Raw genomic sequence first — 13,903 nt, forward strand, 5'->3', positions numbered from 1 at the left:
GCGCGCAAACGAAAAGAGGCGAGGTGCGCGATGACTTTCAAAAAAAAATGGAAAATACTAGGGTTGTCACCCGCAGCCGTTTGAGAGCCATGCATGGCCTATCTCGACAATATCGCCGTCTTCGTCCGCGTCGTCGAGCTGGGCAATCTTTCGGCGGCCGGCCGCGACATGCGCATCTCGCCGGCGGTCGCCTCGAACCGCATCAAGGAGTTGGAGAAGCATCTCGGCGTGAGGCTGTTCAACCGCACGACCAGGCAGTTGATGCCGACCGAGCACGGCACGGTGTTCTATACCGGCGCCAAGCAGGTGCTGGACGCGATCACCGAGGCGGAGGCCGCGGTCTCGGCGCTGTCGGGCCAGCCGCGCGGCACGATCAGGGTGACGGCGCCGCTCGGCCTCGGCCGGCGCCTGATCGCCTCCGGCATTCCGGATTTCCACGACCGCTATCCGGATATCGAGGTGCGGCTGAGGCTCTCCGACCACAATGTCGACATCATGAAGGAAGGCATCGACGTCGCCTTCCGGCTGGGCATCATCGAGGATTCCAGCCTCAGGATGCGCGGCATCATGGAATGCGAGCGCGTGCTGGTGGCGGCGCCGAAATACCTGGAAGCGCGCGGCGAGCCGGCCGAGCCGCAGGAATTGATCGGCAAGAAGCATGACTGCCTGATGCTGCGCTATGCCGGCGCGCGCGAATATGTGTGGACGCTGCAGACGCCGAACGGCCCGCAGAAATACGAGGTGCACGGACCCTACGACACCGACGATGGCGACGTGCTGACCGGCTGGGCGCTGTCGGGGCGCGGCATCATCAACAAGCCGCGCTTCGAGGTCGAGCCGTTCATCCGCGACCAGCGGCTGAAGGTGATCCTGGCCAAGACCCCGCCGACGCCGGTGCAATTCGCCGCTGTCTATCCGCACAAGAAGCTGCAGGACCCGAAAGTGCGGCTGCTGCTCGACTTCATGGCCGAGCGCTGCCAGCGGCTGATCAAGGATCTGTTGGCTGGGAAATAGGCCATAGCGTTGCATAGCTTCGAAATTGGCCGAAGCCCCCCCGTGACATCGTCATCCACGGGCGGAGCGACGCGAAGCGGAGCGCAGACCCGAGGATCCATTCCGTGACCTTCGCCGAAGAGCGCAGCGGAGCAGAATTCTGCGCCGTTGCAACGCTTTGAAGTCACGGAATGGATTCTATGGTCTGCGCCGCGTCGCTTCGCTCCTTGCTCCGCCATAGAATGACGACCGCGAGGGGCGCTCAGGCCAATCGTCAATGTATATCGCTCGCCGACGCAATACCCGGCCGTCAAGAGTACTACCCGCGGGATGCGGTGGCTGGCTGGCAAGTGACAAGCTAGTGGCCCACTCGATCCCGTTGTCTTGTGCAAAAGTGGGTCTAGGTTTGGTAGCCAGAACGGTCGCCCGATTTTCAGGGTAGCCGAATGGACCACTTCATGCATCTTGCCGTTTCGCTCAACATCGCCGCCGCCAAAGGGCAGGCTGTCCTAGACTTCGGCCAGATCAGCAGCTTTGTGCGCAAGGTGGAAGCGGCCGATGCCGACATGGTCATCATCTCCGACTCGTTGCCAAGCGGCGAGCCATCGATCAGCCCTTTCGAAGCGACGACGTTGCTGGCTGCCCTGGCAACCGTGACCGACAGGATAGGCCTCGTGGCCAGCGCCTCGACGCTCGCGCATCAGCCCTACAACCTGGCGCGCCGCTTCGCTTCGCTCGACATCATCAGCCACGGCCGGACCGGCTGGAACGCGACCATGAGGCAGAACCCGCGCGAAGCGGCGAATTTCAGCCGCCCCGAAGGTTTCTCCGACGACGACTTTCGCCGCCGTGCCAAGGAATTCATCGACATCGTACGGACATTGTGGGTCGGCTGGGAACACGACGCGCTGCTGTTCGACAAGGCATCAGGCCGCTTCCACGATCCCGACAAGATGCATCCGATGGACTTCACCGGCGAATTCTTTTCGGTGCGCGGGCCGCTCAATGTCGCGCGCTCACCGCAGGATAGTCCGCTGCTTCTGTTGTCGGACTTGGAGCAGGCCGACTTCGATTTCGCCAGCCGCCGCGCAGATGTCGTCCTATTGAACGAGCCTAAGCCGCCGGAAGCGAAAGCGGCCTGCGACAAACTCAGGCACAGGGCGCGCGAGGCCGGGCGTGATCCGTTGTCGATAAAGATGCTGACGGTCGCGGATGCGCGACAGGAACCCGATGGCGCCAGCTTGGAAGCCTTGTGCCTCGCATCTGGTTGCGATGGCGTCGTTCTGACTGTGCAACCTCATCCGGCTGCCTTCGAGGATTTCAGCGAGCGCTTGCTGCCGCAACTTAAGCGTCACGGACTTATTGAGGCACACCCGGGTAAGACACTGCGCGACCGTCTTGAGTTGGATAAGGACGGCTGGCCATGACGCCGCGCCAGATGAAGCTCGGCCTGTTCCTGTGGGCGACCGGGCACCACATTGCCGCCTGGCGCCATTCGGATGCGCATGTGAGGGCCGGCATCGATATCGACCACCACGTCAAGCTGGCGCGCACGGCGGAAGCGGCGAAGTTCGACATGGTGTTTTGCGAGGACGCCGCCGGCCTGCGCGAGGCCAATGTCCAGATCGCCAGCCAGACCTCGCGCTCGATCGGCTTCGAGCCGATCAGCCTGCTTTCGGTCCTTGCGGTGCAAACCGAGCGCATCGGCCTCGTTTCGACGGCATCGACCAGCTACAACGAACCCTATGGACTGGCGCGGGCTTTTGCCTCGCTCGACAATCTGAGCGGCGGTCGCGCCGGCTGGAATCTCGTCACCTCGGCCAGCCCGATCGAAGCAGCGAATTTCGGTGCGACGGGTTTGCGGCCGCATGCCGACCGTTATGCGCGAGCGCGCGAATTCGCGACGGTGATCACCGGCCTATGGAACCGGCGCGCCGCCGGTCATGACGGCGAGAGCTTTTCGGTGCGCGATCCGCTCGACGTGCCGCCCTCGCCGCAGGGTGCGCCGGTCATGGTGCAGGCCGGAGCCTCCGACGACGGCAAGGATCTTGCCGCGCGAACCGCCGATGTCGTGTTCTCAGCGGCGCAGACTTTTGAAGAGGCCAAGGCCTTCTACGACGATCTCAAGGGGCGGCTCGCGGCCTACGGACGCCAGCCGGACGATGTGAAGATCATGCCCGGCGTGGCGCCGATCGTCGCGGCGACGAGAGCCGAGGCCCAGGCAAAATACGATGCGCTGCAGGAGCTGATCCCCGACGAGGTCGGCGTGGCGCTGCTCTCCAGCTATCTCAGCATTTCCGACCTGTGGCGCTATCCGATCGACGGGCCGCTGCCCGAACTCCCGGAGGGCGAAGGGATGAAAAGCCGGCAGGCGCTGGTCATCGAGCAGGCGCGCCGCGACGGCCTGTCGATCCGCCAGCTGGCGCGCTATTTTGCCGGCGCGCGCGGTCATTGGCGCCTCGTCGGCACGGCGTCACAGATCGCCGACGAACTGCAGGCGCGCTTCGAAGGCGGCGCCGCCGACGGTTTTAATGTCATGCCCTCCTGGTTCCCCGGGGAACTCGACGCCTTCGCCACGCTCGTCGTGCCGGAACTGCAGCGGCGCGGTCTTTTCCGCACCGATTATGAAGGCCGTACTTTGCGCGAGCACCTCGGCCTGAAGCGGCCGATCCGGAACTGACGTTTGCGGGGCACGCACCGCATAGAGCTTGCAGCGAAGTCGACGCGGAACGAAATCCGCCCGATTGCCGTTGTGGCAATCGGCGGCCGCACCGAGCCGCACTTCGAGACCAGCCCCTAAGCTTTCACCAAGCGACGCACCCGCGACAGGAGCCGATCATGGATGCCATCGTCACCAAGAACGACCTCAAATCCGACGCCAAGAAGGAATCGATCGATCTTCTCAATGCCAGGCTTGCCGACGCCATCGACCTGGCGCTGATCACCAGGCAGGCGCACTGGAACGTCAAGGGGCCGCAGTTCATCGCCATCCACGAAATGCTGGACGAATTCCGCGAGGAGATCGACGGCCATGTCGACATCATCGCCGAGCGCGCCGTGCAGCTTGGCGGCACCGCGCACGGCACCTCGCAGGAGGTGTCGAAGGCCACCAAGCTGAGGCCCTATCCGAGCGACATCCACAAGACCAAGGACCATCTGGCGGCGCTGATCGACCGCTACGCGACGGCCGCCAAGCTGACCCGCGAAGCGATCGACGAGGCGGCGGATGCGGGCGACGCCGACACCGCCGACATCTTCACCGCCTATTCGCGCGCGCTCGACAAATTGCTGTGGTTCCTCGAAGCGCACACACAAGAGAAGGAATAGTTTTCCGCCGATGCCGGCTTGATCAAACGGCCATCGCCTTCTCGGGGGTGGTCGACCGTGCCGCTTCCGCGGCATGGGATACCAGCGCCGACATGATCTCGGCGGCAGCGAGTGCTGCTATGACCGGAGGTCGCTTGTCCTTCACCACGTTGCCGCCGATCGGCGAGACGAGACGGTTGAACTGCGCCTCGCTGCCATCGGCCGACTTCAGGAACCAGTTCTTGAAGGTCGCTTTCTTGGTCTTCGAGCCGATCATGCCAACATAGGCGGTGTCGTCGCGCTTCAGCGCCTCGGCGACGATCAGGAAATCGAGCGCGTGGTCGTGGGTCAGGACGGCGAAGGCTGCTCCCGCCGGGGCCTCGCGCACAACGGCCTCGGGCATCGGCGTCAGCCTCGTCTCGACCGTTTCCGGCATTCCGTCCAGAGCCTCGGCGCGGGTCTCGACGACGACGACACGGATCGGAAGAAGCGACAGCGATGCGGCCAGCGCCTGGCCGACATGGCCGCCGCCGAAGAGATAGACATGAGGCAGATGCGCTTCCTCGGCTTGCGCCGCCGCTACCAGTTGCTGCGCCAATGCGCCATCGACCAGCCGGATCAGCACCTCGACCCGGCCGCCGCAGCACTGACCGATCTCCGGCCCGAGCGGAACATCGAGCGTGGCGCAGACCTCATCGACTTCGATGCGGGCTTCCCTCGAGGGGAGGGTGGCGGCGAAGCCGCCGGGTGGGGTCGCTGCGGCAGTGCTCGGCACCCTTGCGGCGCCTCCTGAGAGGACCACCCCCTCTGGCCGCTTTGCGGCCATTTCCCCCTCACGGATAAGCTGCCGCGCCTTGTCGATCGCCATGTATTCGAGCTGGCCGCCGCCGATGGTGCCGAAAATCTTCGAAGCCGAGACGAGCATGAAGGCGCCGGCCTCGCGCGGCGTCGAGCCTTTCGTCGCCGCGACCTCGACAAGCGCCACTCGGCCGGCCTGGCCGAGAAAAGCTTTCAGGCGTTGCACGTTTGAGTTCATCGTCTGCATTCCCTATCGCGAAATATAGGGTTTTTCGGCCTGAATTGCACGTTTGCCCGGTTCAGTCCGGCTTTTCGGTCTTCAGCCGCTCGATCGCCATCAGCACCCGCTCCGGCGTCGCCGGCGCGTCGAGGCGCGGGCAGATCCTGTGGCCGGCGACGCTCGCCACCGCATCCGACAGCGCGTGCAGCACCGACATGCCGAGCGGGAAGGGCGGCTCGCCAACCGCCTTGGAACGGTGCACCGTCGGCTCGTGCGCCTCAGGCCAGTCGGCCAGCGTCACGTTGAAGATCTTTGGCCGGTCGGAGGCGAGCGGGATCTTGTAGGTCGAGGGCGCATGGGTGCGCAGCCGGCCCTTATCGTCCCACCACAATTCCTCGGTGGTCAGCCAGCCCACGCCCTGGATGAAGCCGCCCTCGACCTGGCCGAGATCGATGGCCCGGTTCAGCGAGCGGCCGGTCTCATGCAGGATGTCGGTACGCTCGACCACATATTCGCCGGTCAGCGTGTCGACAGACACTTCCGAGCAGGCGGCGCCATAGGCGAAATAATAGAAGGGGCGGCCTTCGCCGTTGTCGCGGTTCCAGTGGATCTTCGGCGTCTTGTAGAAGCCGGCCGCCGATAGCTGGATGCGTGCCATGTAGGCCTGCTTGACGAGATCGGCGAAGGCGATCTCCTGGTTGCCGATGCGCACCCGGTTGGGCAAAAAGACGATCTGGTCGCGCGGCACCTGGTAATTCCCGGCGGCGAAATCGGTCAGCCGGTCACGGATTTGCCGGGCGGCGTTCTGCGCCGCCATGCCGTTGAGGTCGGTGCCCGACGATGCCGCGGTGGCCGACGTGTTCGGCACCTTGCCGGTCGTCGTCGCGGTGATTTTCACCTGGTCGAGGTCGATCTGGAATTCTTCGGCGACAACCTGCGCCACCTTGACGTAGAGGCCCTGCCCCATCTCGGTTCCGCCATGGTTCAGGTGCACCGAACCGTCGGTGTAGACATGCACCAGCGCGCCGGCCTGGTTATAGTGTGTAGCGGTGAACGAAATGCCGAACTTGACCGGCGTCAGCGCCAGGCCGCGCTTGATGAAGCGGCTGTTGTTGTTGAAGGCCGATATGTCGCGCCGGCGGCTCGCATAGTTTGAGCTCGCTTCCAGCTCGGCGACGATGCGTTGGATGATGTTGTCCTCGACCGTCTGGTGATAGGGCGTGATGTTGCGGTCGCTGGTCCCGTAAAAACTCTTCTTGCGGATCTCGAGCGGGTCCTTGCCGACGGCAAAGGCGACCTCGTCGATGACGCGCTCGGCGCCGACCATGCCCTGTGGACCGCCAAAACCGCGGAAGGCGGTATTCGAGACAGTGTTGGTGTAGAGCGGCGCCGACCGCGCATGCACGTTCGGCCAGAAATAGGCGTTGTCGCAGTGGAACAGCGCGCGGTCGGTCACCGGGCCGGACAGGTCGGCGGAAAAGCCGCAGCGCGCCGCGAACATGAAGTCGACGCCGAGAATGTTGCCGTCGTCATCGAAGCCGACCTCGTAGTCGACGAGGAAATCGTGGCGCTTGCCGGTGGCGATCATGTCGTCGTCGCGGTCGGGCCGGATCTTGACCGCCCGATGGTGCCGTTTGGCGGCAATCGCGGCGAGCGCTGCAAACTGGTTGCCTTGCGTTTCCTTGCCGCCGAAGCCGCCACCCATGCGGCGGATCTCGACGGTAATGGCATGGCTCGGCACGCCCAGCGCATGGCTAACCATATGCTGGACTTCGCTCGGATGCTGGGTCGAGGAATAGATGGTTACGTCCTGGTCCTCGCCGGGAATGGCCATGGCGATATGGCCCTCGAGATAGAAATGCTCCTGGCCGCCGATGCGCATCTTGCCCTTCAGGCGCCGCGGCGCCTGGCGGATCGCGGTGGCGGCGTCGCCGCGCCTCAAGGTCAGCGGCGGCGTGACCAGTTTGTCCTTCCGCGGGTCGAGCTCGCCGATATCGGCGACGAAGGGCAGTTCCTTGTATTCGACCCTGGCCAGCCTGGTGGCGCGGCGCGCCTGCTCGCGCGTCTCGGCGATGACGCAGAAGATCGGCTGGCCATAAAACTCCACCTTGCCGTCGGCGAGCACCGGCTCGTCATGACGGCCGGTGGGCGAAATGTCATTCTCGCCCGGCACATCCTTTGCGGTCAGCACATCGACGACGCCGGGGGCGGTCCGCACCGCCGCCAGATCCATTTTGGTGATCGCGGCGTGGGTCGCCGCGGAAAGGCCGAGGCAGCCATGCAGCGTGCCCGCCGGCTCCGGCATGTCGTCGATATAGACGGCGGTGCCGCTGACATGCTTGTGCGCTGAATCGTGGCGCTGGTCGGTGGCGACGCCGCCGGAGATTTTTTCGGCCTTGAGGTTGGCGTGCTTGTCCATCAGGCCGCCTCGTTGCGTGACACCTGGAATGGCGCCGTTGTGCCGCTCGTTTCGACATAAAAGCGCAGCAGCAGGTTCTTCGCCGCCAGCGCCCGGTATTCGGCGCTCGCCCGCATGTCGGTCAGCGGGGTGAAGTCGCTGGCGTATTCGGCCATGGCGGCCTCGACCGTCGCTTCTGTCCAAGGCCTGCCGGCCAACGCCTTTTCCACCGCGAAAGCGCGCTTCGGCGTCGCCGCCATGCCGCCATAGGCGATGCGGATATCGGCAACGGCGCCATCCTTGGCCAAGGTCAGATAGAACGCGCCGAGAGCCGCTGTGATGTCCTCGTCGCGGCGCTTGGTAACCTTGTAGACGGCAAATCTTGCGCCCTTTGCCGGCACCGGAACATGCACCGCCTCGACGAATTCGCCGGGCTGGCGGTCCTGCTTGCCATAGGCGATGAAGAAGGTTTCGAGCGGTATGGTGCGCCTTGTGTCGCCGCGCCGCAATGTAAGGCGCGCGCCGAGCGCGATCAGCGGCGGCGGCGTGTCGCCGATCGGCGAGCCGTTGGCGATGTTGCCGCCGATGGTGCCCATGTTGCGCACCTGCTCGCCGCCGATGCGGTCGAACAGCGGCCCGAGCGCCGGGATGCGCTTCGACAGCATGGCGAAGGCTTCGGAGTAAGTGACGCCGGCGCCGATCGAGATCACGCCGCCGGCTTCCGATATCGCACACAGACCGTCGAGATTGCCGATGAAGACCGCCGGCGAGATGTCGCGCATATGCTTGGTCACCCACAGGCCGACATCGGTGGAGCCGGCAACGATCGTGGCGCCGGGCTCCCTATCGAGCACGGCAGCGAAATCGTCGACATCAGCCGGCATAATGAGCCGTGTCTTGCCTGAGCCGATCTCGATCCGGGCGCCGTCGCGCAGCGCTTCCAGCCTCGCGGTAATCTCCCTGCGTTCCACCGCGAGCGGGTCCTTAGCGGCTTTGCCGTAGCTCGATGTGGCGCGGGCGGCGCGCATGATCGCCTCATAGCCGGTGCAGCGGCAGAGATTGCCTTGCAGCGCCTTCTCTATGGCCGCATCGGAGGGATCTGGCGTCTTCATCCACAGCGCATAGAGCGACATGACGAAGCCGGGGGTGCAGAAACCACATTGCGAGCCGTGGAAATCGACCATCGCCTGCTGCACCGGGTGCAGTTGGCCAGGCAGGCCACGCAAATGTTCGATGGTGACGACATGGGTGCCATCGAGCGAGCCCATGAAGCGGATGCAGGCATTGACGCTTTCATAGACCAAGCCTTCGGCCGACAACTTGCCGACCAGCACGGTGCAGGCGCCGCAATCGCCTTCGGCGCAGCCTTCCTTGGTGCCGCGCAATGAGCGGTCGAGCCGTAGCCAGTCCAGCAAAGTGGCATCGGGCGCAACGTCACTCAGCGCGACATCGCTGCCGTTCAGGATGAAGCGGATTTCGTTGCGGATTTTGATCTCGGCCATCTATTTCAGCTCCCGCGATAGGTCGAGTAGCCGTAAGGCGAAATCAAGAGCGGCACATGGTAATGCCGTTGCTCCGCCATGCCGAAGCGGATCGGCACGGTGTCGAGGAAGGCCGGCTCCGGCAGGCTCACCCCTTGCCCGCGCAGATAATCGCCGGCGGCGAAGATGAGCTCGTATTCGCCTGTACGGAATTCGGCGCCGGCAAGCAGCGGCGCATCGCAGCGGCCGTCATCATTGGTGATGACGGTTTTCAGATGCGTGCGGGTCTGGCGTTCGATGCGAAACAGCTCGATCGACAGACCCTTTGCCGGCCTGCCGGTCGCGGTGTCGAGAACATGGGTCGTCAGACGCCCGCCATCGGCTTTCGACGTTTCTGCCACTGGCCGCCTCCCACTTCCAGTACGACCGATTGGCCGGTACTGTCCGACATTTTCAAGTCAATTGTGCGCTCATTAAAGGCCATGCATAAGTCCCGGTCGAGCGGAGTGGGACAAAAAGCACTTTCAAAAATTTTCGGGGGAATGCGCGGGCACTCCTTTCGATATCCTCACATCAACCATCGGGCAGGAGCGGCAATGCGTTACGAACGGGACATGCGCGGTTACGGGGCAAATCCGCCGGACCCGAAATGGCCCGGCGGCGCGCATATCGCGGTGCAGTTCGTCGTCAATTATGAAGAAGGCGGCGAGAATTGCGTGCTGCACGGCGACAAGGCCTCGGAAGCCTTTCTCTCCGAGATCGTCGGTGCGGCGCCCTGGCTCGGCCAGCGCCACTGGAACATGGAATCGATCTATGAATATGGCGCGCGGGCCGGCTTCTGGCGGCTCCACCGGCTGTTCACCGAAGCCGGAGTGCCGGTGACCTGCTACGGTGTCGCCACCGCGCTGGCGCGCTCGCCCGATCAGGTCGCGGCGATGCAGGAGGCCGGCTGGGAGATCGCCTCGCATGGGCTGAAATGGATCGACTACCGCGACCACGGGGCGGAGGACGAGCGGCGCGATCTCGAAGCGGCGATCCGGCTGCACTATGAGGTGACTGGCGCGCGGCCGACCGGCTGGTACACCGGCCGCACTTCGGTCAACACGGTGCGGCTCGTCGCCGAGGAAGGTGGCTTCGACTACGTCTCCGACACCTATGACGATGAGCTGCCCTACTGGCTCGACCGCGAGGGGCTGGAGACGCCGCAGCTCATCATTCCCTATACTCTCGACGCCAACGACATGCGCTTTGCAACGCCGCAAGGGTTCAATTCGGGCGACCAGTTCTTCGCCTATCTGAAGGACAGTTTCGATACCCTCTGTGCCGAGGGCAAGGCGGGGCGGCCGCGCATGATGAATATCGGCCTGCACTGCCGGCTGGTCGGCCGTCCCGGCCGCGTGGCGGCCCTGAAGCGCTTCATCGACTATGTGAAGTCGCACGACAAGGTGTGGCTGGCTCGGCGCATCGACATCGCGAAACACTGGCGCGAAACGCATCCCTACCAGGCGCCGGCGCTACGCCCCTCCAGGATGGAGTTCCAAGAATTCGTGCATGCCTTCGGCGGCGTGTTCGAACACTCGCCGTGGATTGCCGAGCGCGCCTTTGAGCTGGAGCTCGGCCCGGCGCATGACAGCGCCGGCGGGCTGCACAACGCGCTTTGCCGTATCTTCCGCGCGGCGACGGAGGCCGAGCGGCTCTCGGTGCTCAACGCCCATCCCGATCTTGCCGGCAAGCTGGCCAAGGCCAAGCGGCTGACGGCGGAATCGACCAAGGAGCAGGCCTCGGCCGGGCTCGATGCGCTGACCGACAAGGAGCGCGAGCTGTTCTCAAAGCTCAACGCCGCCTATGTCACCACCTTCGGCTTTCCCTTCATCATTGCGGTCAAGGGCAAGACAAAAGACGAGATCCTGGCGGAATTCGAGGCGCGCATCGGCAACAGCCGCGGCGCCGAATTCGAAACCGCCTGCAAACAGGTCGAGCGCATCGCGCTGCTTCGGCTGAAAGACATGCTGCCACTCTAATGTTTGTTTTTACGCAATTCCGGACGGAAGGCCACGGCGAAGTCGCCGAACCTAACCGCTTCACACTTTTCCTGGAATTGCTTTGAGAGCCAGGAACCCCATGGATATGATCAAGACGCCCGAGCGAACCTACTACGCCCCGCATGGCGGCCACCCCGGCCAGAGCGAGCTCTTGACCGGCCGCGCAGTCTTCACCGAGGCCTATGCCGTCATCCCCAAAGGCGTGATGCAGGACATCGTGACAAGCGCGCTGCCGTTCTGGGACAAGACCAGGGTGTGGATCATCGCAAGGCCGCTTTCGGGCTTCGCCGAGACCTTCTCGCAATACATCGTCGAGGTCGAGCCGGGCGGCGGCAGCGACCGGCCGGAGCCGGATGAAGGCGCCGAGGGCGTGCTGTTCGTGGTCGAGGGCGAGCTCAGCGTTTCGCTTGCCGGCAAAAAACACGTGCTTGCCCCCGGTGGCTTCGCCTTCCTGCCGCCGGCGAGCGGCTGGACGGTTCGCAACGAGAGTGGCTCGGCCGTCCGCTTCCACTGGATCCGCAAAGCCTATGAGGCGGTGGATGGCCTCGACGCGCCGGAAGCCTTCTTCACCAACGAGCAGCAGGTGGCGCCGAACGCGATGCCGGGCACCGAAGGCCGCTGGGCGACGACGCGCTTCGTCGATCCGGCCGACATGCGCCACGACATGCACGTCACCATCGTCACGCTGGAACCGGGCGCGGTCATCCCCTTCGCCGAGACGCACGTCATGGAGCACGGGCTCTATGTGCTGGAAGGCAAGGCCGTCTACCGGCTCAACCAGGACTGGGTCGAGGTCGAGGCCGGCGACTACATGTGGCTGCGCGCCTTCTGCCCGCAGGCCTGCTATGCCGGCGGCCCCGGCAAATTCCGCTATCTGCTCTACAAGGACGTCAACCGGCACGCCAAGCTGGGCGGCCATCTCGGGGGCCGCGCGCGGTGACCCGCGTCGTTGCCCGGCCATTAACGCGGGAAAATTTCGCGCCTTTCGGCGATGTCATCGATATGGGCGGCGACAATCACTATCCGATCAATGGCGGCAAGGCGATGCGCTACCACGACCTCGCCACCGCCGAGGCCATCGGGCCGAACGCAAAGGTGCTGATCTCGATGGTGCGCGGCACGCCCTACGAGATGCCGCTGAAGCTTACTATGGTCGAGCGCCATCCGTTCGGCAGCCAGGCCTTCATCCCGCTGTCGCCGCGCCCGTTCCTGGTCGTCGTCTGCCATGACACCAAGGACGGTCCTGGCGAGCCGCATGCCTTCATCACCGCGCCAGGCCAGGGCATCAATTACCGCCGCAACCTCTGGCACGGCGTGCTGACGCCGATCGGCGAGGAGCAGGATTTCCTGATTGTCGACCGCGGTGGCGAGGGCTCCAACCTCGAGGAGTGCCATTTCTCGCATCCTTATGAAATCCACCTTCCCTAAGAGCTTTCGATTTCCCATGACCGACATTTCGCTGATCGACCGCCTGCTCGACGTGATCGAGCACGATATCGTGCCGAAGACGGCTGAAGGCGTTTCTCACGGCAACAAATTGTTCGGCGCCGCGATCCTCAGGAAGGACGATCGCTCGCTGGTGCTGGCCGAAACCAACAACGAGATCGAAAACCCGCTCTGGCATGGCGAGGTGCATTGCCTGAAGCGCTTTTACGAGATGCCGAAGGCCGAGCGTGTCGACACCAAGGATGCGCTGTTCCTGGCCACGCACGAGCCCTGCTCGCTCTGTTTGTCGGCGATCACCTGGACCGGTTTCGACAATTTCTACTACCTCTTCAGCCACGAGGATTCGCGAGATTCATTCGCCATCCCGCATGATCTGAAAATCCTGAAGGAGGTGTTCACACTGGATCCAGGCGGCTACAATGCCGAGAACGCTTATTGGAACAGCTTTTCCATACGCAGGCTGGTCAGGGCTTTGCCCGAGGCTGAGCGCAAGCGGCTGGAGGCGAGGATCGGCAGGATTGCGGCGCGCTATGACGAGCTGTCGGACGCCTATCAGGCAAGCAAGGCGGAGAACGACATTCCGCTGAACTGACGCGGATTGCCTACCTTACCTTCGCGTTTTTCAGCACTTCATTTATCCTTGCCTGCCAGCCTTTGCCGGTCGCCTTGAATTTCCTGACGACGTCCTGGTCCAGGCGGATGGAGACGACTTGCTTTGGTTTTTCCAGGGCCGGCCGGCCACGGGAACGCCGTATGCTCTCGAAAAGCTCCGGGAGCGCTTCTGCGAAGGACTTGGCTTGAGTCAGCTGTTCGTCGGTCGCATCTCCGTCCTCGGGATCGGCAGCAATCTGTCTTTGAATTTCTGCTTCCTCGGCATCAGTAAGCCGCCGAATGTGTGACTTAGCGTTGCTCATACACGGACCTTTCCTTTCGGCTGGCATGACGCATCGAGATCACCGAGATAGCTTCGGAACCAAGCGGCTTGAAGATCACGGCGAGAATGACCTCTCCAAATTCTCCAACCGCCTTGAGCCGGCCGGCCTTGGCCGGGAGGACGATTGACGTGGCAAAAAACTCGATGTCGAGATCGGCGAAGTCGAGACCCCGGTTTTCGAGGTTCGTCACCCGTTTTGGCTCATCCCAAACGATTTTCAGGCGAGATCATCCACTATGTATGCGTCGGGCCATTTAAATAAACGTAATACATAAATTAATCGGG

Annotated in this window: 14 protein-coding genes; 8 read left to right on the forward strand and 6 right to left on the reverse strand. The window is 63.7% G+C overall.

Annotated features, from left to right (window positions below):
* Nucleotides 1-93 precede the first annotated feature (93 nt).
* The 4 genes from FJ974_RS01545 to dps all read left to right on the forward strand — a co-directional run bounded on the left by FJ974_RS01545 (nt 94) and on the right by dps (nt 4,320).
* Nucleotides 94-1,014 carry a LysR family transcriptional regulator gene (locus tag FJ974_RS01545; RefSeq protein WP_140531532.1) on the forward strand — a complete coding sequence of 307 codons (921 nt, stop codon included), beginning with the start codon at nt 94-96 and terminating at the stop codon, nt 1,012-1,014.
* 515 nt (nt 1,015-1,529) lie between these two features.
* Nucleotides 1,530-2,420, forward strand: coding sequence for an LLM class flavin-dependent oxidoreductase (locus tag FJ974_RS01550; protein ID WP_319023052.1), 891 nt, complete (start codon nt 1,530-1,532; stop codon nt 2,418-2,420).
* Nucleotides 2,417-3,673, forward strand: coding sequence for an LLM class flavin-dependent oxidoreductase (locus FJ974_RS01555; protein ID WP_140531529.1), 1,257 nt, complete (start codon nt 2,417-2,419; stop codon nt 3,671-3,673). The genes FJ974_RS01550 and FJ974_RS01555 overlap by 4 nt, the downstream gene beginning before the upstream one ends.
* A 158-nt stretch (nt 3,674-3,831) precedes the next feature.
* Nucleotides 3,832-4,320, forward strand: a complete 489-nt coding sequence (gene dps / locus FJ974_RS01560; RefSeq protein ID WP_140531527.1) for a DNA starvation/stationary phase protection protein Dps — start codon at nt 3,832-3,834, stop codon at nt 4,318-4,320.
* 22 nt (nt 4,321-4,342) lie between these two features.
* Here dps and xdhC read toward each other — a convergent pair whose 3' ends face one another.
* The 4 genes from xdhC to uraH all read right to left on the reverse strand — a co-directional run bounded on the left by xdhC (nt 4,343) and on the right by uraH (nt 9,597).
* Complete coding sequence (gene xdhC, locus FJ974_RS01565) at nt 4,343-5,335, reverse strand: xanthine dehydrogenase accessory protein XdhC (protein ID WP_140531524.1); 993 nt, start codon at nt 5,333-5,335, stop codon at nt 4,343-4,345.
* A 61-nt stretch (nt 5,336-5,396) separates the two neighbouring features.
* Nucleotides 5,397-7,736: a xanthine dehydrogenase molybdopterin binding subunit gene (xdhB, locus tag FJ974_RS01570; RefSeq protein WP_140531521.1), complete on the reverse strand. Its 2,340-nt coding sequence runs from the start codon at nt 7,734-7,736 to the stop codon at nt 5,397-5,399.
* Nucleotides 7,736-9,217, reverse strand: a complete 1,482-nt coding sequence (gene xdhA / locus FJ974_RS01575) for a xanthine dehydrogenase small subunit (RefSeq protein WP_140531518.1) — start codon at nt 9,215-9,217, stop codon at nt 7,736-7,738. Before xdhA ends, xdhB begins: the two co-directional genes overlap by 1 nt.
* Before the next feature lie 5 nt (nt 9,218-9,222).
* A complete protein-coding gene (gene uraH, locus FJ974_RS01580) occupies nt 9,223-9,597 on the reverse strand; it encodes a hydroxyisourate hydrolase (RefSeq protein WP_140531515.1) in 375 nt (124 codons plus the stop codon).
* A 195-nt stretch (nt 9,598-9,792) separates the two neighbouring features.
* On the opposite strand from uraH, the gene puuE reads away from it, so the two are divergent.
* The 4 genes from puuE to FJ974_RS01600 all read left to right on the forward strand — a co-directional run bounded on the left by puuE (nt 9,793) and on the right by FJ974_RS01600 (nt 13,276).
* Complete coding sequence (puuE, locus tag FJ974_RS01585; RefSeq protein ID WP_140531512.1) at nt 9,793-11,217, forward strand: allantoinase PuuE; 1,425 nt, start codon at nt 9,793-9,795, stop codon at nt 11,215-11,217.
* Between the two features lie 100 nt (nt 11,218-11,317).
* Nucleotides 11,318-12,178, forward strand: a complete 861-nt coding sequence (locus FJ974_RS01590) for a bifunctional allantoicase/(S)-ureidoglycine aminohydrolase (protein WP_140531509.1) — start codon at nt 11,318-11,320, stop codon at nt 12,176-12,178.
* Entirely contained in the window at nt 12,175-12,666 is a 492-nt protein-coding gene (locus tag FJ974_RS01595) for an ureidoglycolate lyase (RefSeq protein WP_140531507.1), read from the forward strand. Before FJ974_RS01590 ends, FJ974_RS01595 begins: the two co-directional genes overlap by 4 nt.
* 16 nt (nt 12,667-12,682) lie before the next feature.
* Nucleotides 12,683-13,276 carry a nucleoside deaminase gene (locus FJ974_RS01600; protein ID WP_140531504.1) on the forward strand — a complete coding sequence of 198 codons (594 nt, stop codon included), beginning with the start codon at nt 12,683-12,685 and terminating at the stop codon, nt 13,274-13,276.
* Nucleotides 13,277-13,286: 10 nt separating this feature from the next.
* On the opposite strand, the gene FJ974_RS01605 is transcribed toward FJ974_RS01600, so the two are convergent.
* Both FJ974_RS01605 and FJ974_RS01610 read right to left on the reverse strand, forming a co-directional pair.
* Nucleotides 13,287-13,598 carry a BrnA antitoxin family protein gene (locus FJ974_RS01605; RefSeq protein ID WP_140531501.1) on the reverse strand — a complete coding sequence of 104 codons (312 nt, stop codon included), beginning with the start codon at nt 13,596-13,598 and terminating at the stop codon, nt 13,287-13,289.
* Nucleotides 13,585-13,839 carry a BrnT family toxin gene (locus tag FJ974_RS01610; protein WP_140531499.1) on the reverse strand — a complete coding sequence of 85 codons (255 nt, stop codon included), beginning with the start codon at nt 13,837-13,839 and terminating at the stop codon, nt 13,585-13,587. The genes FJ974_RS01605 and FJ974_RS01610 overlap by 14 nt, the downstream gene beginning before the upstream one ends.
* Nucleotides 13,840-13,903 lie beyond the last annotated feature (64 nt).

It is taken from the genome of Mesorhizobium sp. B1-1-8 (assembly GCF_006442795.2).
GTDB lineage: Bacteria > Pseudomonadota > Alphaproteobacteria > Rhizobiales > Rhizobiaceae > Mesorhizobium.